This is a genomic window from Mycobacterium sp. E2479 (assembly GCF_001667925.1).
Lineage (GTDB): Bacteria > Actinomycetota > Actinomycetes > Mycobacteriales > Mycobacteriaceae > Mycobacterium.
In genome coordinates, this window is record NZ_LZJR01000006.1 from 37,813 (window position 1) to 62,695 (window position 24,883).

Below are 24,883 nucleotides of genomic sequence, written 5' to 3' on the forward strand. Positions count from 1 at the left end.
TATGTGCTCTGCACCGAAACAAGGACTGACGTTGCCCGCCAGCGTCGACCTGGAGAAGGAAACGGTGATCACCGGTCGGGTGGTGGACGGCGAGGGCCAGGCGGTGGGCGGCGCATTCGTCCGCTTGCTGGACTCCTCCGACGAATTCACCGCCGAGGTGGTGGCGTCGGCCACCGGTGACTTCCGGTTCTTCGCCGCGCCGGGCTCCTGGACGCTGCGCGCCCTGTCGAAGGCCGGCAACGGCGATGCTGTGGTGGCGCCGTCCGGTGCGGGCATCCACGAGGTCGACGTCAAGATCGCCTGACCCGCCAGCCGTGCCCCACGGGGATACCGCGGGACGAATAGACTTGTCCCCGTGGTGCTGTTCTTCGAGATCATGCTGGTTGTGGCGGTCGTGGTGATTTCATGGTTCGCCCTGTACACCCTCTATCGGCTCATTACCGACGAGTCGTGACCCGCGCCGGCGACGATCCAGAGCGCAGCGATGGGGAGGAGCACGTGACCCCCGACGAACCGATTAGTTCTGCTGGGTCCGGCGACCGGGCGGTGGCCGCCGCGGCTGAGCGCGCGAAGCTGACCGCCGGACGCAACATCCCGTCGTACGATGACCTGCCTCTGCCCGCCGACACCGCGAACCTGCGCGAGGGCGCCAACCTGAGCGATGCGTTGCTGGCGCTGCTGCCGCTGGTCGGCGTGTGGCGCGGCGAAGGCGAAGGCCGTGGACACGACGGCGACTACCGGTTCGGCCAGCAGATCGTGGTGTCGCACGACGGCGGCGACTATCTGAACTGGGAAGCCCGCTCCTGGCGCCTCAGCGAGACGGGGGGCTACCAAGAACGCGGCCTGCGCGAGACCGGGTTCTGGCGCTTTGTCGCCGATCCGGACGATCCGGGCGAATCCAACGCGATCGAACTGCTGTTGGCCCATTCGGTTGGCTACGTCGAGCTGTTCTACGGCCGCCCGCTGACCCAGTCGTCGTGGGAGCTGGTCACCGACGCGCTGGCCCGCAGCAGGTCGGGAGTGCTGGTCGGCGGCGCGAAACGCCTCTACGGCATCATCGAAGGCGGCGACCTGGCCTACGTCGAAGAGCGGGTGGACGCCGACGGCGGTCTGGTGCCGCATCTCTCGGCACGGCTGTCCCGGTTCGTCGGTTAGTAACGGCCTTTAGATATGGAGCGGCCCCCGAGCCGTATTCCTGGTCGGACAAAAACCGGAAGCTCGGGGGCCGGGTGACTGCGGGGAATTCGCTAGCGCGAGTGTGGCGCCAGTTCTTCCAAGCCACAGCTGCTAGCTCGCAGCCACCTCACATGTCCATGAAGCTATCAATTTCGCGGACCACCTCCCTTCTTGTGTACGACCGACCGTACCGGCGAATCGGCCAGCCGACAACAGAATTCAGCGTTCAGCGATCGCTGACGATTGCGGCGTCAACCAGTTCGGCGAACTCCGTCGCCATCGGTGAGGGCCGCAGCGGGCGGCCATCGAGGGTATGCACGCGGGCGGCCAAGGTCATGCTCGAGATCAGCCAAACGCCTTGGGCGGCATCCAGATCCGCGACGCGCAACGCCCGGTAGTCGCAGTCGTAGCCCTTGTCCCTGGCCACCTCGAACAGGGCCTGTTGGGTGGTGCCACGCAGGATCGGGTACCACGGCGGCGGGGTCAGCAAGCACGGATCACCGTCCGGGCTCTCAGAGGCGGCGGCGATGACCACCGTCGAGCGTGGGCCTTCCAGGATGTAGCCGTCCGTGCTGACGAAGATCACATCACCGGCGTCCTGACGGGCGGCATGGCGCAGGGCCGCCATATTGATCGCGTAGGACAGGGTCTTGGCGCCGGCCAGCAACCACGGCATCGCGTCGACCCCGCTGGCCGGCAGCCCGCGGTCGAGCGTGATCGCCGCAAGTCCGCCACGCCGGACCGCCGTCACGCGTTCGGGAACGGCGTTGACCATGACGTAGGCCGTCGGCACCGAACCGCCCTCTCGACCGCGGCTGTAGATCAACCGCATCGCCGCGTCGTCGGCGTTCGCCGAGCACCAGTGCCGGGTGGCTACCTCGATTGCGCTTCGCCACCGCGGCAGATCAGGCTGGGGCAGGTCGGTCAACGCAGCCGACTGGGTCAGCCGCTGCAGATGCGGCTCGATCAAACAGGCCCTGGCGTCGCGGACCAATAGCGTCTCGAAGACACCGTCACCGCGGACCGCCGCCAGGTCGTCGGCGTACAGCAGGGGCGCCTCCGGCGAATGAATTTCGCCGTCCAGCGTGACAATCACACCCGTCTGACCGGCCATGGTCGAGAAGCCTATCCAATGCGATCCGCGAGCGCGGCGCACGACGGTCCCTGCGAATGTGAAGCTGGCCGCACATTCGGCGGCCAATGTGAAGCCAGCTTCACACTCGTGAGGAGCGTCTGGCGGTCCGTAGAGTTGAGTCGTGACCCATGCTGTTCCCGCACCCGAGACCGGACCCGACGCCGGTGCCGTCTGGCATTACGGCGATCCGTTGGGCGAGCAGCGCGCGGCCGGCACCGACGCGATATTCGTCGACCGCTCGCACCGCGGAGTGCTCACCCTGACCGGCAACGACCGGCAGACCTGGTTGCACAGCATTTCGACGCAATTCGTCAGCGATCTTCCCGACGGCGCGAGCACACACAATCTCAGCCTCGACGGCCAGGGCCGCGTCGAGGATCACTGGGTCCAGACCGAGCTGGCCGGCACCACCTATCTCGACACCGAACCGTGGCGGGCGGAGCCGCTGCTCGGTTACCTGCGCAAGATGGTGTTCTGGTCCGAGGTCACCCCGGCCGCAGCCGATCTGGCCGTGCTGTCGTTGCTGGGCCCGAAGCTGGCTGACCAGGCGGTTCTGGACGCGCTCGGGGTGGACGCGCTGCCCGCCGAGCTGACCGCGATTCGTGCGGGCGACGGCTTCGTGCGGCGAATGCCCGGCGTCCCGGACGGTCAGATCGAGCTGGACCTGCTGGTTGCGCGTGCCTCAGTGGACGACTGGCGAAATCGCCTGATGCAGGCCGGGGTCCGGCCCAGCGGTGTGTGGGCCTACGAAGCCCACCGGGTCGCGGCCGTGCGGCCCCGCCTCGGCGTCGATACCGACGAGCGCACGATTCCCCACGAGGTGGGATGGATCGGTGGTCCCGGCGCCGGAGCCGTCCATCTGGACAAGGGTTGTTACCGCGGCCAGGAGACCGTCGCGCGGGTGCACAACCTGGGCAGGCCGCCCCGGATGCTGGTGCTGCTGCACCTCGACGGGTCGGTGGACCGGCCGTCGACGGGTGATCCGGTGCTGGCCGGCGGCCGCACGGTCGGCCGCCTTGGCACGGTCGTCGACCATGTGGATCTCGGACCCATCGCGCTGGCGCTGGTCAAGCGCGGGCTGCGCGGCGACACCGAATTGGCGACTGGACCAGACGCCTCGGTGGCCGCGGTGATCGATGTCGATTCCCTGCCCGAAGCCGAACAGATCGGCGCCGGACGGTTAGCTGTTGAACGCTTGCGGGGCGGTGCGGGATAATGAACGGTAACGTCCGCCACAGCGAGAAGGGCGCACCAACGCCCGGTGGCGGGGCACGGTAAAGTGTTGGCAGGACAATACGACACCAGGAGATCGGAGCCGCCTACTCGTTAGGCCGCTCCGTTATTGCGCGAGGGGGTTCCCCCATGGGCCGCGGCCGGGCTAAGGCAAAGCAGACCAAGGTTGCTCGAGAACTCAAATACAGTTCTCCGCAGACCGACTTTCAGCGGCTTCAGCGCGAGCTGTCAGGGACGGATTCGGATGAGTCCGACGAACTGGACAGCGAAGGATCCGACGAATCCTGGGACGACCAGGACAGCTGGCGGCGATAGCTCCAACGCCCCGCGCAGCGCCAGTCGGGCCGGGGGTCGAGCTTCCTAGAATCTCGGGTGTTGACCGACCATCTTGGCCCGCGGACCCTCTTTGCCCCCTTTGCCGATGGTGCCCAGCACCCAGCAGTCCAAATGCCGTGCGGTCAGGATGGCCAAGGCGCGGTCGGTGTCTTCTGGAGCCACCACGGCGATCATGCCGACGCCCATGTTGAACGTCTTCTCCATCTCCTCGCGTGTCACCCGGCCGCGCTGGGCGATCATGGCGAACACCGGCGCGGGGGTCCAGGTGCCGCGGTCCATCTCGGCGACCAGCCCATGGGGGATGACGCGCTGCAGATTGCCGGCCAGCCCACCGCCGGTGACGTGGCAGAAGGTGCGGACGTGGGTTTCGGCCGTGAGCGCCAGGCAGTCCTTGGCGTAGATACGCGTGGGTTCGAGCAGTTCCTCGCCCAGGGTGCGGCCGAACTCCTCCACATAGCCCTCGAGGTTCATCCGATCGATCTCGAGAAGCACCGAGCGCGCGAGCGAATACCCGTTGGAGTGCAGACCGGATGAACCCATCGCGATGATGACGTCACCGGGTTTGACCCGGTCGGGGCCCAGCACGTCGTCGGCCTCGACGACACCGATTCCGGTGGCCGAGATGTCGTAGTGGTCCGGTTCCATCAGACCGGGGTGTTCGGCCGTCTCGCCGCCCAGCAGCGCGCAGCCGGCCCGCACACACCCCTCGGCGATGCCACTGACGATGGCGCTCAATCGTTGCGGGACCGTGCGGCCGACCGCGATGTAGTCCTGCAGGAACAGCGGCTCGGCGCCGCACACCACCAGGTCGTCGACGACCATCGCGACCAGGTCCAGCCCGACGGTGTCGTGCTTGTCCATCGCCTGGGCTACCGCCAGCTTGGTGCCGACGCCATCGGTGGACGCCGCGAGCAGCGGCTCGCGGTAATCGCCGCGGAGCGCGAACAGGCCGGCGAATCCGCCCAGGCCGCCAAGAACCTCGGGACGGGTGGCTTTTGTCGCCAGCGGCTTGAACAGTTCGACGGCACGATCGCCGGCTTCAATGTCCACCCCGGCCGACGCGTACGTGATGCCTTGACTGCCTTGGTGGCGTCCGGGGCTCTTTCCGGGATCCGTCATCGCGATAAAGGCTACCGGGCGGCGCTGACGGCCGGGATCAAACGTCGGCGATGGGGCGCCACCGAGTTCCCTCAGTGCACCACCGGCACTTCATCGGCCGCGAGATCGTCGAGGCCGGCGCCGCGGGCGGCATTGGCCAGCATGTGCTCGATGACGTTCTTGCCCAACGCGGATTCCCCGGGCAGTTCGATCGGATACTGGCCGTCGAAGCAGGCGGTGCACAGCCGCGAAGCCGGCTGCTCGGAGGCCGCGACGAGGCCGCGCAGCGAGATGTAGCCCAGTGAGTCGGCGCCGATGGCATGGCGCACCGCCTCGAGCATCTCCTTCTGGTCTTCGACCGCATTGGCGATCAGTTCCGCCGGTGACGGGAAGTCGATGCCGTAGAAGCAGGGCCATTTGACCGGGGGTGAGGCGATCCGCACGTGCACTTCGACGGCGCCGGCCTCGCGCAGCATCCGCAGCAGTGCGCGCTGCGTGTTCCCGCGCACGATCGAGTCGTCGACGACGATGAGCCGCTTACCCCGGATCACCTCGCGAAGTGGGTTGAGCTTCAGCCGGATACCGAGCTGGCGGATGGTCTGCGACGGCTGGATGAAGGTGCGCCCGACGTAGGCGTTCTTCATCAGCCCCTGACCGTAGGGAATGCCGGACTCCTGCGCGTATCCGACGGCGGCGGGCGTGCCCGACTCGGGCACGCCGATGACCAGGTCGGCCTCGACGGGACGCTCACGCGCCAGCCGGCGACCGATCTCCACCCGGGTGGCGTGGACCGACCGGCCGGCGATCGTGCTGTCCGGGCGTGCCAGATAGACGTACTCGAAAACACAGCCTTTGGGGGTGGGATTGGCGAACCGGGTGGAGCGGACGCCGTCGGCGTCGATCGCCAGCAATTCGCCCGGTTCGATGTCGCGCACGAACGACGCGCCGACGATGTCGAGGGCCGCCGTTTCGGACGCCACCACCCAGCCGCGGTCCAGCCGTCCGAGCGAAAGTGGCCGCACGCCATGCGGATCCCGGCACGCGTACAGGGTGTTCTCGTCCATGAAGGTCAGGCAGAACGCGCCGCGCACGGTCGGCAGCAGATCCAGCGCCGCCTGCTCCAGGGTGGCGTCCGCCGCCCCGTGCGCCAGCAGTGCGCCCAAGATGTCGGAGTCCGTCGTCGCCGGTGCCGGTGCGCGCTTGGCGATCAGCCCCTCGTCGCGGGCGCGGGCGGCAAGCTCGGCCGTGTTGACCAGGTTGCCGTTGTGCCCCAACGCAACCCCGGTGCCGGCCGCGGTGTTGCGGAAGACCGGCTGCGCGTTTTCCCACGTCGTGTCGCCGGTGGTCGAGTAGCGGCAGTGGCCGATGGCGACGTGGCCCGGCATGGCACCCAGCGTCTGCTCGTCGAACACCTGGCTGACCAGGCCGAGGTCCTTGAAGACCAGCACCTGGGATCCGTCGGCGACCGCCATGCCGGCGGCCTCCTGGCCGCGATGCTGCAGCGCGTACAAGCCGTAATAGGTGAGTTTGGCGACGTCCTCGCCCGGGGCCCAAACCCCGAATACACCGCATTCTTCACGGGGTGCGCTGAAATCCTCTTCGGGCTCGTGGACGGTCACGATTAGGCAGCTCCCCGGGGAACGGTTGGTGACTTAACGGAGTCTACGGGCACCGTCGTCGCGCCGACGAACCCGCCGGGCGTGTCGAGCGACGAATTCCCACCATAAATACCTAAACCTGCAGTTCAGGGTTATGTTCAGCCCACATCGAACAGGGGCAGGAAGTGTTCAATCTCACCGGCCCGTGAGCCGGAAAGGCGCAGCGCACCGGTGGACCGCGCCTCGCCGAAAGACAACTTTCCGGTGGCCAGCAGCAGCCAGGTCCGCGGGTCGGTCTCCGCTACGTTGGGCGGCGTGCCCCGGGTGTGCGTGGGTCCGGCGATGCACTGAATCGCAACGAACGGCGGGATGCGCAGCTCCACGCTTCGCCCGGGTGCCACCGCGGCCAGCGTGCGCGCGGTCAGCCGCACGGCCATCGCCAATTCCTGTCGGTCGGGCGCCGGACGGGATTCGTCGCGAAGCCAGTCCGCGACGCCCAACAATGCCCGCCGGGTCGTCGCCGGATCGGCTTTGTCGCGGGTGGCCATACCCTAGGGTCTCAAAATCCTGGAGCCCGCGGTCGCCGGCGCGGTGACTACACCGTCTGACGACTGGACGACCGCACGGCCAGCACGGCAATCGCCCCGGCTTCGTTGAGGGCCAGGTGCGCCAGCATGGGTGCGGCCAGGCTTCCGGAACGGTCGGCCAGCCAACCGAAGAGCCAGCCCGCGATTCCGGTGACCAGGACGGTGGCGGCGACCGGCTCACCCGTTGCGCGCGCATCGGCGATGTGCGAGAGGCCAAATGCGCTGGCCTGCAACAAACGTCCACCGCATGCACCGAAAGCAGCGGAGCCCGCGGTGGTCAGCGCCCCCCGAAACGCGGATTCCTCCGACCACACGGTGCCCACCGGTATCCGCAGCAGCAGCCAATCCGGCAGCCTCGCCGGTGGCTGGCGCTCGGCCATGGATCGGCGCACGGGAGCCAGCTGGGTGGTCGCGGCGACCGTACCCGCCACCAAGAACGCGACCGCTGATCCCAACCGCAAGCCGGCCCAGAGCCGGGGCGGGCCCAAACCCAAGGGCGCACGCGTTGCACACACCAGCAGGCCGCCCACGCCGGCCTGCAGCACCGTCCGCCACGAGGGCGGCAGCCGCGGACTGACTAAACTCCAGCCGACGAGCGCGGCGGCCAAAGACAACGCCCCGGTTCGGCGCAAAATCCTGTCGGACATCAGGATTCGCTGCGGACACTCATCCGAAGAGTCGCGGCAGCACCGCCTCGGAAGTCTCGCGCAGTTCGGACAACGCAACCGTGAACAATCCCTGGACCTCGACCGCGTCGGAGGCCTGGTCGACGACGCCGATGCGCACCGCCGGCAGCCCGCGCGCCTCACACATCGAACGGAACCGGCTTTCCTCGGTGCGCGGCACCGCCACCAGCACGCGTCCCGCCGACTCGGAGAACAACGTCACGAATGGATCGGCATCCTCGGGAAGCACGATGCGACAACCGGTTTCACCGGCCAGGGCGGCTTCGACGACGGCCTGCGCGAGGCCACCTTCGGACAGGTCGTGGGCCGCGGATACCAGGCCGTCGCGCGATGCCGACCGCAGCACCTCGCCCAGCAACTTCTCACGGGCCAGGTCGACCTCGGGTGGTAGCCCACCCAAATGGTCGGCGGTAACCTGCGCCCAGATCGAACCGTCGAACTCGTCGCGCGTATCGCCAAGCAGCATCAGGGTTTCCCCCGGTTCGGTGCCCAGGCCGGTGGGGATGCGCCGGCAGACGTCATCGATGACACCCAGCACCCCTACCACCGGGGTCGGCAGGATCGCCGTCGAACCCGTCTGATTGTAGAAGCTGACGTTGCCGCCCGTCACCGGAATCCCAAGGGCCACACAGCCATCGGCCAGGCCCCGCACCGCCTCCGCGAACTGCCACATCACCCCGGGGTCTTCGGGCGAGCCGAAATTGAGGCAGTTGGTCACCGCGACCGGGGCGGCTCCGGTGACGGCGACGTTGCGGTAGGCCTCGGCCAGGGCGAGCTGGGCGCCGGCGTACGGATCCAGCTTCGTATAACGGCCGGACGCATCGGTGGACAAGGCGATACCCCGACCGGTTGATTCGTCAACGCGCAGCACACCGCCGTCGGCGTGCTCGGCCAGCACCGTATTGCCGCGCACGTACCGGTCGTACTGCTCGGTGATGTAGGCGCGGCTGCACAGGTGCGGACTACCCAGCAGCGCAAGCAAAGTGGCGCGCAGTTCGTCCCCGGTGGCCGGTCGTGGCAGGCGCGCCGAGCTATCGGCATTCAGCGCGTCCTGCGTGTCGGGACGGGCGACCGGGCGGTGGTAGACCGGGCCCTCGTGGGCGACGGTGCGCGGCGGCACATCGACGACCGTCTGGCCGTGCCAGGTGATCCGCAACCGGTCACCGTCGGTGACCTCGCCGATCACCGTGGCCAGCACGTCCCACTTGCGGCACACCGCAAGGAAGGCGTCGACGTTTTCCGGGGTGACCACGGCGCACATCCGCTCCTGTGACTCGCTGCAGAGGATCTCCGCGGGCGTCATCTGGGTGGTGCGCAGCGGCACGGTCTCGAGCTGGATCGCCATCCCGCCGTCGCCGGCCGAGGCCAGTTCCGAAGTGGCGCAGGATAATCCGGCGCCACCCAGGTCCTGGATGCCGACCACCAGATGACCGGCGTACAGCTCCAAGCAGCACTCGATGAGCACCTTCTCCATGAATGGGTCGCCCACCTGAACCGAGGGCAGCTTCTTGCGCGAGTTCTCGGCGTCGAAGGTGTCCGACGCCAGCACCGACACTCCGCCGATGCCGTCCAGGCCGGTGCGGGCCCCGAACAGGATGATTTTGTTGCCGGCGCCCGAGGCGAAGGCCAGATGCAGGTCCTCCTGGCGCAAGACGCCGACGCACATGGCGTTTACCAACGGGTTGCCCGCGTAGCAGTCATCGAAGACCGTCTCGCCGCCGATGTTGGGCAGGCCCAAGGAGTTGCCGTAGCCGCCGATACCGCGCACCACGCCGTCGACCACGCGGCGGGTGTCCGGCGCGTCGACCGCACCGAACCGCAGCTGGTCCATCACCGCGACCGGTCGTGCGCCCATCGCCATGATGTCGCGGACGATGCCGCCGACGCCGGTGGCCGCGCCCTGGTATGGCTCGACGTAGGACGGGTGGTTGTGCGATTCGACCTTGAAGGTGACCGCCCAGCCGTCGCCGATGTCGACGACGCCGGCGTTCTCGCCGATGCCGGCGAGCATGCCGGTGCGCATCTCGTCGGTGGTGGTCTCGCCGAAGTACCGCAGGTGCACCTTGGACGACTTGTAGGAGCAGTGCTCGCTCCACATCACCGAGTACATCGCCAATTCGGTGTCGGTGGGACGGCGGCCCAAGATGTCGCGAATGCGCTGATATTCGTCGTCTTTGAGGCCGAGCTCGGCATATGGTTGCGGCTCGTCGGGAGTGGTGGCGGCGTGCTCGACGGTGTCGATGACCTCGGTGCGGGCGCTCGTCCCGGAGACTGTCACGCCAGACAGTCTAGGGCGGTGCCGCCGCTACCGTCGGGCCGCCGTGGCGACTATTGCCCGACGACGCAGAACACGTTTCCCTCGGGGTCGGCCAGCACCACCCAGCGAAAATTGTCACCGAACGTGTGCCGACCGACCTCGGTGGCCCCGGCGGCCGTCAGCCGAGACGCCTCGGCGTCGACGTCGGCGGCACCGAAGTCGAGGTGGAGGCGGTTTTTCCCAGGGGTGGGATCGGGCACCTTCTGGAATCCGAGCCGCGGTCCCTCCGGCAAACTCACCGCGGTGAACTCGTCGGCCAGCAACTCCTGCGCCGTGCCACCGAACTGCTCGGCCCACCAGCCGTCCAGCCGGGCGGGATCGCTGCAGTCGAAGGTGATCATCTCCACGTTGAGCGCCATACCGCCAGACCTTAGGCCTGATGGGGTCGGGGCGGAAGGAACTCCGCCATCGCCGCCAGTGGGTGCCCGATGTCGGCGACGGGACACCAGGTCAGAGTCGAGGCGAGCCTGCGCCCTCGTCGGGGTGGCTAATCCGCGCTACGAGCTATCGCTGTCATCAAACCTTCTCGTCGTCGGGATTCCATATTCAAGGAATGAGGACGAGACGGCACGGCGAGAAGCGCGCGGGTAACTTTTCGCGCCGCCGATCCGTCCTTGGAGATATGAGTTGCCGGTGGCGGCCGGTTACTCCGGCGGAACCGGGTCACCCGATTCCGGGCCCACCGCAACGGGATACGCAAAAGGAGAAGTGATGTCGCGCCCGAGTCCCCCTCGCTGGCTAAAGCCGATGAACAAGTTGATGATCGCGATGCAAAGGCTCGGCATCCCGACGGGACCACCTATGGTTCTGACCGTGCCGGGCCGGACCACGGGCCGGCCGCGCAGCACGCCGATGACACCTTTCACACTGGATGGACAGCTCTATGCCGTGGCGGGATTCCCGGGCGCCGATTGGCACGCAATGCGCGCGCTGCCGGCGCGGGTCAGCTGCGGAAGGGCCGAAAGCTGCGGCGAGTCAGGATAACTGAGTTGACCGCCGAGCAGGCCCGCCCGGTACTGCGGCAATACCCGATCAAAGTGCCGGTCGGTGTTGGCTTTCTGAAGCGCTCGGGCCTGGTGCGTGCGGGCAGCCCCGACGAGGTCGAGGCGCTGGCCGGCCGGATCGCGGTGTTCCGATTAGATCCAATCCCGGCGAGCTGACACCAGACGACTCCCCTCGTTCGACCATCCACGGAAGACCCCAACATGCGCACCGCATACCTCGTCGTGACGACAATCGCCATAGCCTTCGACGGCTTCTCGGGCGTGAGCGCACTGCTCCACTTCGCGCCCATCATTGCGCCCATGCGCCGGGCCGGGGTGCCGCTGTCCTGGCTGAGATTCCCCATCGGTACCCTGAAAACCCTAGGCGCCCTTGGGCTTATCGTAGGCCTGTGGATTCCGGCAATCGGCATCGCCGCGGCAGCCGGGCTGACTATCTTCTTCATCTGCGCGATGTACACCCACGTACTCGCCAACGATATTTCCGGTCAGTTCGCTCTCGCCGGGTTCCTGCTCGCCCTCAACGCCGCGACCTTCGCACTCACCCTGGTCGTTTTCGGCTAGCTTCAAAGGCTCAGCGCGACTCGGGTGAAAAGAACGCCTGCATCGCAGACGAGTACGCGGCCACGTCGTGCGCGCCCATCAGCTCGCGCGCGGAGTGCATCGCCAGTTGCGCGGCGCCGACGTCGACGGTCGGGATGCCGGTCCGGGCGGAGGCGAGTGGTCCTATCGTCGACCCGCAGGGCAGGTCGGCGCGGTGCTCGTAGCGCTGCAGGCCGACCCCGGCCTGCCGGCAGGCCAGCGCGAAGGCCGCGGCCGTGCGTCCGTCGGTGGCATAACGCAGGTTGGGATGCACCTTCAGCACCGGTCCGGCGTTGGCCTCTATCGGGTGGCCGGGCTCGTGCCGATCCGGATAGTTGGGATGGGTGGCGTGCGCCATGTCGGCAGAGGCCAGCAGTGAGTCGGGCAGGCGGCGCAGGAAGTCCTCTCGGGTGCCGCCGGCCGCGAGCACGATTCGCTCCAGGACGGTGCCCAGCAGGTCGGACTGGGCACCGTGGTCGGAGGACGAACCGACCTCCTCGTGGTCGAAGAGCACCAGCACGGGCACGAACGCGCGGGGTGTGGTCGCCAACAAAGCCTCCATGCCCGCATAGCAACTGGCCTGGTTGTCCAGCCGGGGAGCGCTGAGCAGGTCGGCGTCGGCTCCGATCACGGTTGCGGGGGTCAGGTCGTGGGTCATCAGATCGGCGGCCAGCACGCGGGTCGGCGCGACCTCCGCGCGTTCGGCGACGAAGTCGATGAATGACCTCGCTTCTGCGCCGACACCCCAGACGGCGTTGACGTGGCGCTGCGGGTCCAGTGTCAGCGATTTGCGGTCCTCGGCCAGGTGAATGGCCAGCTGCGGCACCCGCAGGATCGGGTCGTCGATCCGGACCAGCCGGTGCCCGATCCCGCTGCCGTCATGCACCGACAACCGTCCGCTGATGCCCAGATCGCGGTCCAGCCAGGAGTTGAGCCACGCGCCGCCGTAGGGCTCCAGGGCGAGCACCCGCCAACCGGCGACCACCCGGTCGGGATGTTGCTTGACCCGCAGGTTCGGGCTGTCGGTGTGTGCGCCGACGATCCGGAACGGGCCGTCGGTGCCGCCGGAATCCCAGGCGACCAACGAGCCGGCCCGCACCACGAAGTAGCGGCCCGGTTCTTGCGGCCACCGTTGAGCCTCGTTCAGTTCGGTGAACCCGGCGGCGGTCAGCCGCGCGCCGACCGTGGCGCATACGTGAAATGGCGAGGGAGAAGCGTCGATGAAATCGCAGAGGCCTGCGGCGCTGGCCGACATGTTGATCATCATGACTTCCTGCGCTCGCCGTCGCCACGCTAGGTCCGATTGCGCGGCTCGGCCCCCGCAAGCCGGGGACCCCCGGCCGCGCACTTCCTGCGCTCGCCGTCGCCACGCTAGGGTCAGCCACGCTAGGGTCAGCAGAGTGCCCCCCGTCCAGCCGCAACCGATCCTCGCGCCGTTGACGCCGGCGGCCATCTTCCTGGTGGTGAGCATCGATGAGGGCGGAGAGGCGACGGTGCACGACGCGCTGCCCGACATTCCCGGCCTGGTGCGCGCGATCGGCTTCCGCGAACCGCAGAAGCGGCTGTCGGCAATCGCCTCGATCGGCTCCGACGCCTGGGATCGCTTGTTCTCCGGACCGCGCCCCGCCGAACTGCATCGGTTCACCGAGCTCAACGGACCGCGCCACGCCGCCCCCGCCACGCCCGGGGACATGCTGTTCCACATCAGGGCCGAGAGCCTGGATGTCTGCTTCGAGCTGGCCGACCGGATCCTCAAAGCGATGGCCGGCGCGGTCACCGTGGTCGACGAGGTGCATGGCTTCCGCTACTTCGACAACCGCGACTTGCTCGGATTCGTTGATGGCACCGAGAATCCGGACGGTGCGCTGGCCGTCAGCGCCACCGCCATCGGCGACGAGGACCCCGACTTCGCCGGCTCCTGCTATGTGCACGTGCAGAAGTATGTGCACGACATGTCGTCGTGGAATTCGATTCCGGTAACCGAGCAGGAACGGGTGATCGGCCGCACCAAACTGGACGACATCGAACTCGACGACGACGCCAAGCCCGGCAACGCCCACATCGCGCTCAACGTGATCACCGACGACGACGGCACGGAACTGAAAATCGTCCGGCACAACATGCCGTTCGGCGAGCTCGGCAAGGGCGAATACGGCACGTATTTCATCGGCTATTCGCGGACACCGCAAGTGACCGAACGAATGCTGCGCAACATGTTTCTCGGCGATCCCCCCGGCAACACCGACCGCATCCTCGACTTCTCCACGGCGGTCACCGGCGGATTGTTCTTCTCCCCCACCCTCGACTTTCTCGATGACCCGCCGCCGCTGCCAGCAGCGCCGGCAGCGGAAACGCTTGTGGCACAGAACGGCTCACTTTCGATCGGCAGCCTGAAAGGAACCTCTTGATGAACAACCTCTACCGCGACCTGGCACCGGTCACCGACGCCGCCTGGGACGAGATCGAAACGGAGGCGACCCGCACCTTCAAACGCCACATCGCCGGGCGCCGGGTCGTCGACGTCAGCGAGCCGGGCGGACCGGTCACCGCCGCCGTCAGCACCGGTCGGCTCGCCAACGTGGCGTCGCCGACCGACGGCGTGGAGGCCCACCTCCGGGAGAGCAAACCGCTTATCCGACTGCGGGTTCCATTCACCCTATCGCGTTACGAGATCGACAACGTCGAGCGCGGCGCCTACGACTCCGACTGGGACCCGGTCAAAGAGGCGGCCAAGAAGCTGGCGTTCGTGGAAGACCGGGCCATCTTCGAGGGCTACGCCGCGGCATCGATCGAAGGCATCCGCTCGGCCAGCTCGAACAAGTCGCTGACCCTGCCGGCCGATCCCCGCGAGATTCCCGACGTCATCACCCAGGCGATCTCCGAACTCCGGCTGGCCGGCGTCGACGGCCCGTACTCGGTGCTGCTGTCCGCCGACGTCTACACGAGGGTCAGCGAGACCACCGAACACGGATATCCGATCCTCGAACACATCGACCGGTTGGTTCCCGGAGACATCATCTGGGCACCGGCGATCGACGGCGCCTTCGTGCTGACCACCCGCGGCGGCGATTTCGACTTGCAGCTGGGCACTGACGTGTCGATCGGATACACCAGCCATGACGCGGACACCGTGCAGCTGTATCTGCAGGAGACGCTGACCTTCCTGTGCTACACCGCCGAGGCGTCCGTGCCGCTGAGCCCCTAGGAATAAACGCCGACCAACCGCTGCTTATCCGGAGAGCATTTGAACTTCTCTCCTGGAGGCAGGGTTTCGATGGCAATGACATTGGCCGGCTCGACCGCTTTGGTGACCGGTGCTACATCGGGTATCGGTCGGGAAATCGCATTGCAGCTTGCAAGCCGCGGCGCCGAGGTCGTGGTGCAGGGCCGCGACGCCGAACGCGGCGCCAAAGCCGTCCGCGATATTGAAAATAATGGCGGCAGAGCGCGTTTTGTCGCCGCAGATCTCAACGATGCCGACGATGTGCGGCGATTGGCCGCCGAGGCGGGACCGGTGGACATCCTGATCAACAACGCCGGCATCTATGAGTTCGGCCCCACTGCGGACACCGACAACGCGACCTTCGATCAACACGTGAACGTCAACTTGCGTGCGCCATACCTACTCGTTCAGCAATTGGTGCCGGCCATGGCCGCTCGGGGCAACGGCGCCGTGGTCAACGTGAGCACTCTTGCCGCGTCGGTGGCAACGCGCGGGGCGGGGATCTACGGGGCCACCAAAGCGGGCTTGGAACAGCTGACGCGTGTGTGGGCCGATGAATTCGGCGAGTCGGGCGTGCGGGTGAACGCGGTGGCCGCGGGGCCTACGGACACACCCGGGGCCGCGGCTCTTCCCGGTGTCCTCGACACCATCGCGGCGATCACCGCCCTGAAGCGGGTGGCCGATGCGAGTGAAATCGCCAGTGCGGTGGTCTTTCTCGCCTCCCCAGAGGCCAGCTATGTCAGCGGTGCTATCTTGCACGCCACAGGAGGCCAGCAGGCAATCGTCGCCTGAGGACTACAGATCGAGCACCACGTCGGTTTCCGGGGCCGCCGAGCAGATGAGGACTGACCCGGCACCGGGCGGCTCCAACGGCTGCTGGACGTAACTCGTGGTACCGGCGACGATTCCGGTGACGCACAGGTGACACACACCGCTTCGGCAGGAGAAGCGTGTTGGAACGTCGCAGGCTTCGGCGAGATCGAGGATGCTTCGGTACGCGGGTGACCAGTTGACCGTCAATCCGCTGCGGGTAAAGGTGATCTCGGGACCGGTCCCCGGCGTTCCGGCCGGTTGGTGGGGCGGTTTTCGCGCGCCAGTCTCGACGACGCCCGGGTTGATCGCGGGAAGCGCGCCGAACAACTCGCTGTGAATGCGGGACGGGTCGAATCCCACGGCAGTCAAGGCTTCGCGCATATCCGTCATGAATTGCGTTGGACCGCAGAGGTAAACGGTCGCGTCGGTGGGCAGGCCCAATTTCACGATGGATTCCCGGCGCAGCCGACCCTGCGTTTGGGTGTAAAAAACCTGTTGTCTTGCATGCGGTAATGATTTGATGAGTGTCTCGACTTCGGCTGCGAACACTTGGGTTTCGCGGTTACGGGTGGTGTGTAACCACCAGATGTCGCGCCGACTACCGGCCGCGGACAGTGCATGCAGCATCGCCAGGACCGGCGTCGCGCCGATTCCGGCGGATAACAGGATGACCGGACGGCTGTCTTCGGTCAAGCAGAAGTCGCCGCGGGGCGCGGCCGCCGCGATCACCGATCCCGGCTGGATGTGGCTGTGCAGCCACCGGCTCACCACACCGTGGTCCTCGCGCTTGACACTGATGCGGTAATAGCCGGCGGAGGAATCATCGGATAGGGAGTAGCTGCGCAGCGGGGCGGGGTCGCCGGCGCCGGCGATCCTGACCGTCAAATACTGGCCCGGCAGCGCCGGTGGCAGCGAGCCGTGATCGTCGGCCTCGAGTTTGATCGACAGCACCTGCGAACTCTCCCTACGGGTTTCGGTGACCCGCAGACAACGGAAGCCCTTCCACCCGGGTGCCACTGCGATCGGTGGTGCCAGCGCGGTCGTCGCGTCTTCGTGCGCGGCCAGCAACTCATGAAACGACTGCTGCCAGCCTGGGCTCAGCGCCGGAATGTCGATGGCCTTGCGCAGCGTCTCGACGTTGCGGTCGGGCAAGTACAGCAGCGCGTCCACGTCGGCGACGCTCAGTTCGTGCCGGCCCCGACGCGTCCGCACAATGTCGTCGCCCGCTTGCACGCGACCCTCGGTGATAACGCGGAAGTAAAAGCCCGGGCGATGCTGGGAGACCAGAAGATTGGGCATGTCCGGTTCGCCGAGGCGAAGGCCGACCCGAAAACAGGTGACGCGTGGCTGGGTGACCTCGAACTCGGCGTCGCCGATGCGATAGCGGTCGCCGATGCAGACGTCGTCATCAGCGAGCCCGGTGACGGTGAAGTTTTCACCGAAGTGGCCGGCTCGCAGATCGTCGCGCCCCAGGTGGCTTTTCCAGAACTCGTAAGACTCGCTCTGGTACACCATCACCGCACGCTGTTCGCCGCCGTGACCGGCGAGGTCACCCTGACCGTCACCATCGATGTTCAGTCGGCGCACCATCACCGGCCCCTCGATCGGGGCCTTCCATATGCCGGTGTACACGGTTTTGTCACGCCATTCGACGTTCTTGGGCATGCCCACGTTCACCGAAACAAGCCTGCCCACCATGTCACCTCGAACCAGCTCGCATCGCACCGAGCCCAACTGGGATGGTTCGCCCAGAATATGGCAGCCCGGTCCGCACGGCAACACGTCGGCTGCACGGGGTGTTGCACGCCGCCGGCATGGTGCATAATGGGTCGCATAACCCATAACGTTGAGTGGGTTTCGCCGATTCTCCCTCGGACGCCGCCGCGACGCTCGCTGGTGAATCACGTTGATTCGAAAGGGATGTCATGCCTGCTGTCCATCATCGCTACACCACCGTCGGCAGCCATCGACTCTTTTACCGTGAAGCCGGCGACCCGACCGCTCCGGTGGTGGTGCTCCTGCACGGGTTTCCCACCAGCTCGTACATGTTTCGCCACCTGATCCCGGCCCTGGCCGACCGCTACCGCGTCATCGCTCCCGACCATCTGGGCTTCGGGCTGTCCGATGCCCCACCGGTCGATGAGTTCGACTACACCTTCGACGCGCTGACCGACCTCACCGCGGACCTGCTGCGAACCCTCGGCGTAGACCGGTACGCCATCTACGTCCAGGACTATGGCGCACCGATCGGCTGGCGACTTGCGCTGCGAAACCCGGTGGCGATTACCGCGATCATCAGCCAGAACGGCAATGGATACGACGCGGGATTCGTCGAGAGCTTCTGGAAGGTCGTGCAGGCTTACCAACAGGAGCAGACGGCAGACACCGAGGCGACGGTGCGGCGGTTCCTCACGCTGGACGCCACCCGTTGGCAGTACGTGACCGGCGTGGCCGACGAGACACTGGTCGATCCCGAATCCTGGCATCATGACTACGCGCTGATCTCCCGTCCCGGCAATGACCTGGTGCAGCTCAAGCTGTTTCGCGACTACGCAACCAACGCGCCCCTCTACCCGCGCTTGCACGACTACTTCCGGGCCAGCCGGGTGCCGCTACTGGCGGTCTGGGGCCGCGGCGACGAAATCTTCGGCCCGGCCGGCGCCGAAGCGTTCGCCGAGGACCTGCCCGACGCCGAGATCCACCTGCTCGACGGCGGACACTTTCTGTTGGAGTCCGCGCTCGACGAAGTCGTCCCGCTGATCCGGAACTTCCTCGGACGGCGGGCCGCGGCCTGATCTGTTGTTTGGGCTGGATATCCCATAAATGGGAGCGCTCCCGGGTTAGCCTGACGCGATGGCCCATCCCGATGTTCGTGACGAACAACGGTTGACCGCCAAGGGGCGTGCCACCCGCGACCGGATCGTGCAGGCCGCCGCCCAGCTGATCGTCACCGAGGGGTTAACCGCGTCCAACATGGACAGCGTGCGCCGGGCGGCTTGGGTCAGCGGCTCACAGCTCGCTCACTATTTCGCCGACAAGGCGGCGCTCATCCGCGCGGTGATCAGGCGGCAGATCGACGTGGTCTTGGACTTTCACCGCCAGCCCACACTTCGGGGCCTGGGGTCGTTTGACGACTTCGAGCGGTGGATCGACCTCAACATGCGCTACCTGCGGCGCATCGGCTATTTCGGCACCCCCACCTACCACGCGCTGACCGCCCAGTTGGCGAAGTCCGACGACGCTACGCGCGACGCGTTGGCCGCCGGTTACCGACAGTGGATCGCGTTACTGGAGCAGGCAATTGCGCGAATGAAAGACGATGGGCTGCTAATTCGCGATGCCGATCCACACCAGCTGGCGCTGGTGATCGTCACCGCGCACCAGGGCGGTGGGGTGCTGACCTTCACCTATCACGAGCAGTGGCCGCACGCCGATGCGATTCGCTTCGCGGTGAACTACCTACGTCTGTTCGCCACCGACACCGCCGAACGAGCACCCCGTCCGCCGCGCCGGTCCCGTGGGCGTCGCACGGCACGACAGGTCGGCTGACCGATTGGTGGCTAAGGCGGCGAAGTGACCGAACGCAACTCAACGCGCTTCACGCGCAAGGGACTGGCGACGCGCGCGCGCATCATCGAGGTCGCCGCCCGGCTGATGTTCGAGCACGGCGTGGCCAACACCAGCATTGACCGGGTCCGGCGCGCGGCCGGGGTGAGTGGATCGCAGATCTCGCACTACTTCGAGGACAAACGCGACCTGACCCGTCATGTCATCGGCGCGCGCCGCAATGACGTGCAGGCCTTTCACACTCGGGCGCAGCTCGCCGGACTCGACAGCCTCGATGCCCTGCAGGCGTGGGCCGATGCCTGCGTGGCCGACATCGACGCCGTATACCGCGTCGGCGGTTGTGTCTACGGATCCCTGGCCGGTGAGCTGATCGAGGCCGACCGCGAAATACACGATGATTTGGCGGCGGGATACGACCAATGGATCGAGCTGTTCCGGGCCGGCCTGGAGTCGATGCGCGAGCGCGGCTACCTGCGTCCGGAGGCCGACGCGCGGCACCTGGCCGTAGCGCTGGTCGCCGCGCACCAGGGGGGCGCGATGCTCACCCACGTCACCGGCGATCCGCAACCACTGCGGGCCGCCGTCAATGCCGCCGTCGGATACGTGCGTTCCTTTGCTTCCCACACCCAGCCGGGCAGGGAGCGGTCCACGTTGTCTCGCAGTCGGATGACATCTTGAGCGGTGACATCCGCTGGACATAGTGAGTACGGTCGAACATAATAATGGGTCAGTTGGCCCATTATTTGCGGCGGCTACCCATCGTCGGCGCCGGCCAACACTTTGAAAGAGGCGTCAATGTCCATGCTCGAGTCACCTCAGCCACCGACCGCCCCGGCGGTCGTACGAGAGCAACCGGGCGGACAAACCATGCGGGCGATCATCTTGGAGAAGTTCGGCGGGCTGGACAGCCTGGTCTACAGCGACATCCCCAAGCCGCTGCCGAAGGACGGCGAAGTCGTCATTGCGATAAAGGGTTTCGGTGTCAATCACGCCGAGATGCACATGCGTCGGGGTGAATGGGCCGAAGCCGCGGAAGTGAGCGGCATCGAATGCGTCGGGCTCGTCGACTCGTGCCCGGGTGGTGAGTTCCCGGTCGGGGCCAAGGTGGCCGCGCTCATGGGAGGCCTGGGCCGAACCATCAACGGCAGCTATGCCGAATACACCCGTGTGCGCGCGGCCAACGTCGCGCTCATCGAATCCGACTTGCCGTGGTGGCAGCTGGCCGCGCTCCCGGAAACCTATGCGGTGGCCTGGACATGCCTCTTCCGCAATCTGGACCTCAAAGAGGGTCAGACCTTGGTGGTGCGGGGCGCGACGTCGTCTCTCGGCCAGGCTGCGCTCAAGATGGCGGTCGCCGCCGGCGCCCGGGTCATCGCAACCACACGCAGTAGCGCCCGGTTTGCCATGCTCGAGAAGCTGGGCGCCTCGCGTATCGAGTTGGAGCGCGGTGACCTGGCGACGCATATCGCCGAGAGCAAGCGGGTCGACGCCGTCCTCGATCTCGTGGGCAACAGCACCATCCTGGACTCCCTGGACATGCTGCGCCGTGGCGGCACGGCCTGCCTGGCGGGTTGGCTGGGCGGGCTGGATCCGCTCGGGGATTTCAACCCTTTGCTGCGCATGGCCTCAGGTGTGAACTGGAACTTCTTCGGCAGCTTTGTGTTTGGCACACCAGGCTTCCCGCTGTCCGATGTCCCCCTACAGCGCATCGCCCAGCAGGTCGCCGAAGGCGCGCTGGAGGCGAAACCATCTCGAGTCTTTTCTTTTGACCAGATTCATGAGGCACACCGGGTGATGGAGGCCGGAGAATCCGGCGGCAAGATGGTCGTTGCGATGGAGTGATTCCGCGTGAAACCGTCTGTCGGAGAACACGAGGAAGGACACGAAATGGGTCTGGCATGGCAGCAGGGCCCGCTGGCGGCGGGATCGCTAGGACACTTTTTGACCGAACAGCCCATGCCACCACGGCTGCTGTTCGCCGAGCCGCTGCGCCGCCGGATGCGGGTGCGTTTCGCGGATCGGTGGATCGCCGACAGCGAGGATGTGATCCTCCTGCACGAACCGGGTCGCTACCCGGTCGCCTACTTCCCCCGAGCTGATATCGAAGAGGAAACGCTGCTCGCCGAGGACCGGGTGACGCAGCACCGCGACCTTGGGGCCACACACTGGTTCACCGTCTCCGCCGCAGGACGCGAAACAAACCACAGCGCTTGGGAACACACCGGGCTGCCCGCCCACGCGGCCGTGCTCGCCGGCCGGGTGGCGTTTGCCTGGCGTGGCATGGACGCCTTCTACGAAGAAGAGGAACGGATCGTCGGACACGCGGCAGACGCCTACCATCGCATCGACATCCGTTCCACCGCAAGGCATCTCGTCGTCCGAGATGGCGACCAAGTGATCGCCGACACCCATCGCCCGCTGGCGCTGTATGAGTCCGGTTTTGCCCCCCGATGGTACGTGCCGCGCGAAGATACCGACGAATCCGCTCTGAAACTCATTGATATCCAAACTTTTTGCCCATACAAGGGGATCTGTAGCTATTACGACATCGGTGACCATCAGCGGGCCGCATGGTCTTACGTCGACGCCTGGACGGAGGTCGCACGGGTGCGCAATCTGGTGTCCTTCGAACCCGACAAGATCGAAGTGCACCTCGACGGCAGGCAACTTCAGCTGGAACCCGGCCAGACCGTTATCCCGCATGGTGTCGACCGCGGGCTCGACACCGACGAGGTGTTGGAGAAGAAGCCGGCGCGGGGCACCTCATGAGGGCGTCCATCGAAGTCGTCATTCTGCCGGTCGCGGATCCCGATCGCTCGTTACGGTTCTACCGTGACCAGGTTGGCTTCAACCTCGACGTCGATTACGCGCCCACCCCCCATTTCCGGGTCATCCAGTTGACGCCCGAGGGCTCGGGCACCTCAATCCAGTTCGGCGTGGGCCTTACCGATGCGCCGAGTGGGTCGGTGCGGGGCCTGTATCTCGTGGTCTTCGACATCGAGGCCTGTCGCGCAGAGTTGACCGGTCGCGGCATAACCGTCAGCGAGATACGTCATAAGGACACCGACGGCGGCTGGAGCGGCAGGTTCCTCCCGGGTACCGATCCCGGTCGCGGTGACTATGCGAGCGTCGCTGACTTCCACGATCCCGACGGCAATGCTTGGGTGGTGCAGGAGCGGAACCATCAGCCGGCCTGACGGCGGCTCAGGCACAAAGCGGCAGATCGGAAGGTAGCGGTGGCGGAACGAGACACCACTCCTGAGCGGGTGCGCGGGTTCTCCGATGGCGTCTTCGCGGTGCTCATCACCATCCTGGTGTTAGAGCTCAGGCCGCCGAGCGACCACGGTTTCCGCGCCCTGCTTCCGCTGTGGCCCACCGGGCTGAGCTACGTGGTGAGCTATTTGTTCATCGCGATCGTCTGGGTCAATCATCATCACCTGTTCAACTACGCTCAGGTCGCGACGCCACGATTGGTGTGGTCGAACTTCGCGCACCTGTTTTCGGCGTCGCTGATCCCGTTCACCACCGAGTGGATCGCCGACAGTAGGCTGGCCCCGGCGCCGGTATCCCTGTACGCCGCAGTCTTCGTCCTGGTCAACATCACCTACCTGGCGCTGTGTTGGGAAGCGGTGGATCGGCCGTCGCACCAAGGTGTTTCGGCGCGGATGCGCCGCATGCTGCAAATGAGATCGTTCATCACCCTCGGGGTTTTCGTGACGGCAGCGCTGATCGCCCTATGGTGGCCGGTGGCGGCGATGGCACTGATTGTGCTGTGCCTCGTGGGGTACCTGAGACCGGATGTTCCGCAACGAAAGAATGTTGAGCACTAACCATGGCGCCAGCACCCGCACCGTCCGTCCTCGTCTTCGACGTGAACGAGACGCTACTCGACATCGAGTCCCTCGCACCACTTTTCGGTGGGCTATTCGGTGACGAACGGATGGTGCGCGAATGGTTCGCGCAGCTGGTCATGTACTCGATGACCATCACGCTGGCCGAGCGCTATGTGACGTTTCCCGTGTTGGGTCAGGGGGTGCTGCGCATGCTGGGCGGCATCCACCGGGTGGGCGTCACGGACGACGACCTGGACCGCCTGAAGACCGCGCTGCTCACCATGCCGGCACACCCCGATGCCGCCGACGGCCTCGCCGTCCTGCGTGACAACGGTTTTCGGCTGGTCACGTTGAGTAACTCCCCGCCGAATCCGGATGGCCCGACGGCACTGCAAAGATCCGGGCTGGCAGACTTTTTCGAACACCAACTCAGTGTCGATGCTCGCAGCGTGTTCAAACCCTCGCCCGCCGTGTATCGGTACGTGTGCGAGACGCTCGGGGTGGCTCCCCCGGATTGCATGATGGTGGCCGCGCACGTCTGGGACATCATCGGTGCGCAGAACGTCGGCTTCAGTGGAGCTCTGCTCACCCGCCGCGGCAACACACCGCTACCGGTCGACGGACTACCGCAGCCGAATATCGTCGCCAATGATCTGCGTGAGCTCGCCGAGCTACTCGGGCCCCGCGATAATTGACCCATGGCCACTTCAGACGGATTTCATCCAGACTTCGACGACACGGCAAGGCCGGTCGCGCTGAACCGGATACGTCACATCAAGGCGTCGGAGATCAGCTCCGACACAGCACAATCGGAGGGGCTACGACGCTTCGCCGCCCTGTCCGGCAGCTCGGTCGGCGCGGAGAAGCTCTGGATGGGCGAGACGCACGCGTCGCCGCAATCGGCCTCGGACAACCACCATCACGGTGACTCCGAGACCGCCATCTACGTGCGAACCGGCAACCCGGAATTCGTCTTTCATGACGGCACCGGCGAGGTCCGCATCGCCGCTGCGCCTGGTGACTATGTTTTCATTCCGCCGTATCTGCCGCACCGGGAGGAAAACCCCGACCCCAACACCACTGCCGAGGTCGTGATCGCCCGCAGCAGCCAGGAAGCCATCGTGATCAATCTCCCGGCCCTGTATCCGCTGACCGACCCTCAGTAGACGGCGATCTCGATCAGGTTGCCGTCGACGTCACGGCAGTAGTGCGAGGTCATCTCCCCGAGCGCACCCACCTTGGTCACCGGTCCGCGGATCACTTCCACTCCACACGCGGCGAGATGGGCACGAACGTCCTGCGCGCCTGCACGGGTGACGAAACACAGGTCTTCGGAACCGGCGGCCTCCACCGACCCGGTGAACCAATTCGGATCGTCGGCCAGCGCCCCGACGGGTCGCAGATTGATCTTCTGATCCCCGAAGCGCAGGGCCGTCCTCTGCGACGGGCCGAACGTCTCGCGCCGCATGCCCAGCACCCGCTCGTACCACGCGGCGGTCGCCTCGACGTCGCGGCAATTCAAGACAATGTGGTCGAACCGCTCCACGGCGATCGGCACCTTCAACCCTCCCGACCCGCGCAAGGCCCGTACCCACCTGTGGTCGGCTGACCACGCGCGAAAACCATTCGCTACCAGAGTAATCCGTTCAACTGCCGCTTGCGCCACGGAGCCTCCCTTCACCCCCGGGCGGACAGAAC

General features: G+C 66.4%; 27 protein-coding genes and 1 pseudogene. 18 read left to right on the forward strand and 10 right to left on the reverse strand.

Annotated features, from left to right (window positions below; translation table 11 throughout):
• Position 1: 1 nt before the first annotated feature.
• The gene (locus A5686_RS00715) at positions 2–304 is read left to right on the forward strand and encodes a DUF1416 domain-containing protein (protein WP_007777644.1); all 303 of its coding nucleotides are present in this window, start codon (positions 2–4) and stop codon (positions 302–304) included.
• 146 nt (positions 305–450) lie between these two features.
• Complete coding sequence (locus A5686_RS00720) at positions 451–1,155, forward strand: FABP family protein (RefSeq protein WP_369829660.1); 705 nt, start codon at positions 451–453, stop codon at positions 1,153–1,155.
• Positions 1,156–1,402: 247 nt separating this feature from the next.
• Here the strand turns inward: A5686_RS00720 and A5686_RS00725 are convergent, their stop codons facing one another.
• Positions 1,403–2,272: an aminodeoxychorismate lyase gene (locus tag A5686_RS00725; protein WP_156749883.1), complete on the reverse strand. Its 870-nt coding sequence runs from the start codon at positions 2,270–2,272 to the stop codon at positions 1,403–1,405.
• A gap of 160 nt (positions 2,273–2,432) precedes the next feature.
• Here A5686_RS00725 and A5686_RS00730 point away from each other — a divergent pair, with 160 nt between their 5' ends.
• Complete coding sequence (locus A5686_RS00730) at positions 2,433–3,527, forward strand: folate-binding protein YgfZ (RefSeq protein WP_067929852.1); 1,095 nt, start codon at positions 2,433–2,435, stop codon at positions 3,525–3,527.
• A gap of 146 nt (positions 3,528–3,673) precedes the next feature.
• Positions 3,674–3,859: a DUF3073 domain-containing protein gene (locus tag A5686_RS00735; RefSeq protein ID WP_067929853.1), complete on the forward strand. Its 186-nt coding sequence runs from the start codon at positions 3,674–3,676 to the stop codon at positions 3,857–3,859.
• Between the two features lie 45 nt (positions 3,860–3,904).
• On the opposite strand, the gene purM is transcribed toward A5686_RS00735, so the two are convergent.
• The 6 genes from purM to A5686_RS00765 all read right to left on the reverse strand — a co-directional run bounded on the left by purM (position 3,905) and on the right by A5686_RS00765 (position 10,525).
• On the reverse strand, positions 3,905–4,999 hold the full coding sequence (purM, locus tag A5686_RS00740) for a phosphoribosylformylglycinamidine cyclo-ligase (protein WP_067929854.1): 1,095 nt from the start codon (positions 4,997–4,999) through the stop codon (positions 3,905–3,907).
• 71 nt (positions 5,000–5,070) lie between these two features.
• A complete protein-coding gene (gene purF / locus A5686_RS00745) occupies positions 5,071–6,597 on the reverse strand; it encodes an amidophosphoribosyltransferase (protein ID WP_067929855.1) in 1,527 nt (508 codons plus the stop codon).
• Between the two features lie 137 nt (positions 6,598–6,734).
• Positions 6,735–7,124, reverse strand: a complete 390-nt coding sequence (locus A5686_RS00750) for a sterol carrier family protein (RefSeq protein ID WP_067929856.1) — start codon at positions 7,122–7,124, stop codon at positions 6,735–6,737.
• A 47-nt stretch (positions 7,125–7,171) separates the two neighbouring features.
• On the reverse strand, positions 7,172–7,795 hold the full coding sequence (locus tag A5686_RS00755; protein ID WP_231986246.1) for a CPBP family intramembrane glutamic endopeptidase: 624 nt from the start codon (positions 7,793–7,795) through the stop codon (positions 7,172–7,174).
• Between the two features lie 34 nt (positions 7,796–7,829).
• Positions 7,830–10,127 carry a phosphoribosylformylglycinamidine synthase subunit PurL gene (gene purL, locus A5686_RS00760; protein WP_067929858.1) on the reverse strand — a complete coding sequence of 766 codons (2,298 nt, stop codon included), beginning with the start codon at positions 10,125–10,127 and terminating at the stop codon, positions 7,830–7,832.
• 50 nt (positions 10,128–10,177) lie between these two features.
• The gene (locus A5686_RS00765; RefSeq protein WP_067929859.1) at positions 10,178–10,525 is read right to left on the reverse strand and encodes a VOC family protein; all 348 of its coding nucleotides are present in this window, start codon (positions 10,523–10,525) and stop codon (positions 10,178–10,180) included.
• A gap of 352 nt (positions 10,526–10,877) precedes the next feature.
• Here A5686_RS00765 and A5686_RS00770 point away from each other — a divergent pair.
• Together A5686_RS00770 and A5686_RS00775 are read left to right on the forward strand one after the other, a co-directional pair.
• A pseudogene (locus tag A5686_RS00770) lies at positions 10,878–11,326 on the forward strand (nitroreductase/quinone reductase family protein).
• A gap of 45 nt (positions 11,327–11,371) precedes the next feature.
• Positions 11,372–11,731 (forward strand): DoxX family protein, encoded by a 360-nt coding sequence (locus A5686_RS00775; RefSeq protein ID WP_067929860.1) that lies wholly within the window; start codon positions 11,372–11,374, stop codon positions 11,729–11,731.
• Positions 11,732–11,741: 10 nt separating this feature from the next.
• Here A5686_RS00775 and A5686_RS00780 read toward each other — a convergent pair whose 3' ends face one another.
• A complete protein-coding gene (locus A5686_RS00780; protein ID WP_067929903.1) occupies positions 11,742–13,004 on the reverse strand; it encodes a M18 family aminopeptidase in 1,263 nt (420 codons plus the stop codon).
• A gap of 145 nt (positions 13,005–13,149) precedes the next feature.
• On the opposite strand from A5686_RS00780, the gene A5686_RS00785 reads away from it, so the two are divergent.
• The 3 genes from A5686_RS00785 (at position 13,150) to A5686_RS00795 (ending at position 15,764) form a co-directional block, all read left to right on the forward strand.
• On the forward strand, positions 13,150–14,157 hold the full coding sequence (locus tag A5686_RS00785; protein WP_067929861.1) for a Dyp-type peroxidase: 1,008 nt from the start codon (positions 13,150–13,152) through the stop codon (positions 14,155–14,157).
• Complete coding sequence (locus A5686_RS00790) at positions 14,157–14,954, forward strand: family 1 encapsulin nanocompartment shell protein (protein WP_067929862.1); 798 nt, start codon at positions 14,157–14,159, stop codon at positions 14,952–14,954. Before A5686_RS00785 ends, A5686_RS00790 begins: the two co-directional genes overlap by 1 nt.
• A 69-nt stretch (positions 14,955–15,023) precedes the next feature.
• On the forward strand, positions 15,024–15,764 hold the full coding sequence (locus tag A5686_RS00795; RefSeq protein ID WP_067929863.1) for an SDR family NAD(P)-dependent oxidoreductase: 741 nt from the start codon (positions 15,024–15,026) through the stop codon (positions 15,762–15,764).
• Positions 15,765–15,767: 3 nt separating this feature from the next.
• Here A5686_RS00795 and A5686_RS00800 read toward each other — a convergent pair whose 3' ends face one another.
• Positions 15,768–17,480, reverse strand: a complete 1,713-nt coding sequence (locus tag A5686_RS00800; RefSeq protein WP_067929904.1) for an MOSC and FAD-binding oxidoreductase domain-containing protein — start codon at positions 17,478–17,480, stop codon at positions 15,768–15,770.
• A 230-nt stretch (positions 17,481–17,710) separates the two neighbouring features.
• On the opposite strand from A5686_RS00800, the gene A5686_RS00805 reads away from it, so the two are divergent.
• From A5686_RS00805 to A5686_RS00845, 9 genes are all read left to right on the forward strand, one after another.
• The gene (locus A5686_RS00805; RefSeq protein ID WP_067929864.1) at positions 17,711–18,580 is read left to right on the forward strand and encodes an alpha/beta fold hydrolase; all 870 of its coding nucleotides are present in this window, start codon (positions 17,711–17,713) and stop codon (positions 18,578–18,580) included.
• A gap of 58 nt (positions 18,581–18,638) precedes the next feature.
• Positions 18,639–19,334 carry a TetR/AcrR family transcriptional regulator gene (locus A5686_RS00810; protein ID WP_067929865.1) on the forward strand — a complete coding sequence of 232 codons (696 nt, stop codon included), beginning with the start codon at positions 18,639–18,641 and terminating at the stop codon, positions 19,332–19,334.
• A 24-nt stretch (positions 19,335–19,358) separates the two neighbouring features.
• Complete coding sequence (locus A5686_RS00815) at positions 19,359–20,030, forward strand: TetR/AcrR family transcriptional regulator (protein WP_067929866.1); 672 nt, start codon at positions 19,359–19,361, stop codon at positions 20,028–20,030.
• Between the two features lie 117 nt (positions 20,031–20,147).
• A complete protein-coding gene (locus A5686_RS00820) occupies positions 20,148–21,194 on the forward strand; it encodes a zinc-binding alcohol dehydrogenase family protein (protein ID WP_067929867.1) in 1,047 nt (348 codons plus the stop codon).
• A gap of 45 nt (positions 21,195–21,239) precedes the next feature.
• Positions 21,240–22,121 carry a DUF427 domain-containing protein gene (locus A5686_RS00825; RefSeq protein WP_067929868.1) on the forward strand — a complete coding sequence of 294 codons (882 nt, stop codon included), beginning with the start codon at positions 21,240–21,242 and terminating at the stop codon, positions 22,119–22,121.
• Positions 22,118–22,549, forward strand: a complete 432-nt coding sequence (locus A5686_RS00830) for a VOC family protein (RefSeq protein ID WP_067929869.1) — start codon at positions 22,118–22,120, stop codon at positions 22,547–22,549. Before A5686_RS00825 ends, A5686_RS00830 begins: the two co-directional genes overlap by 4 nt.
• A gap of 39 nt (positions 22,550–22,588) precedes the next feature.
• Positions 22,589–23,182 carry a TMEM175 family protein gene (locus A5686_RS00835; protein ID WP_231986240.1) on the forward strand — a complete coding sequence of 198 codons (594 nt, stop codon included), beginning with the start codon at positions 22,589–22,591 and terminating at the stop codon, positions 23,180–23,182.
• Positions 23,183–23,184: 2 nt separating this feature from the next.
• Entirely contained in the window at positions 23,185–23,880 is a 696-nt protein-coding gene (locus A5686_RS00840) for a haloacid dehalogenase type II (protein WP_067929870.1), read from the forward strand.
• A 3-nt stretch (positions 23,881–23,883) separates the two neighbouring features.
• Positions 23,884–24,351 (forward strand): cupin domain-containing protein, encoded by a 468-nt coding sequence (locus A5686_RS00845; RefSeq protein ID WP_067929871.1) that lies wholly within the window; start codon positions 23,884–23,886, stop codon positions 24,349–24,351.
• On the opposite strand, the gene A5686_RS00850 is transcribed toward A5686_RS00845, so the two are convergent.
• Positions 24,345–24,743 (reverse strand): VOC family protein, encoded by a 399-nt coding sequence (locus A5686_RS00850; protein ID WP_067929872.1) that lies wholly within the window; start codon positions 24,741–24,743, stop codon positions 24,345–24,347. The genes A5686_RS00845 and A5686_RS00850 overlap by 7 nt on opposite strands.
• Positions 24,744–24,883 lie beyond the last annotated feature (140 nt).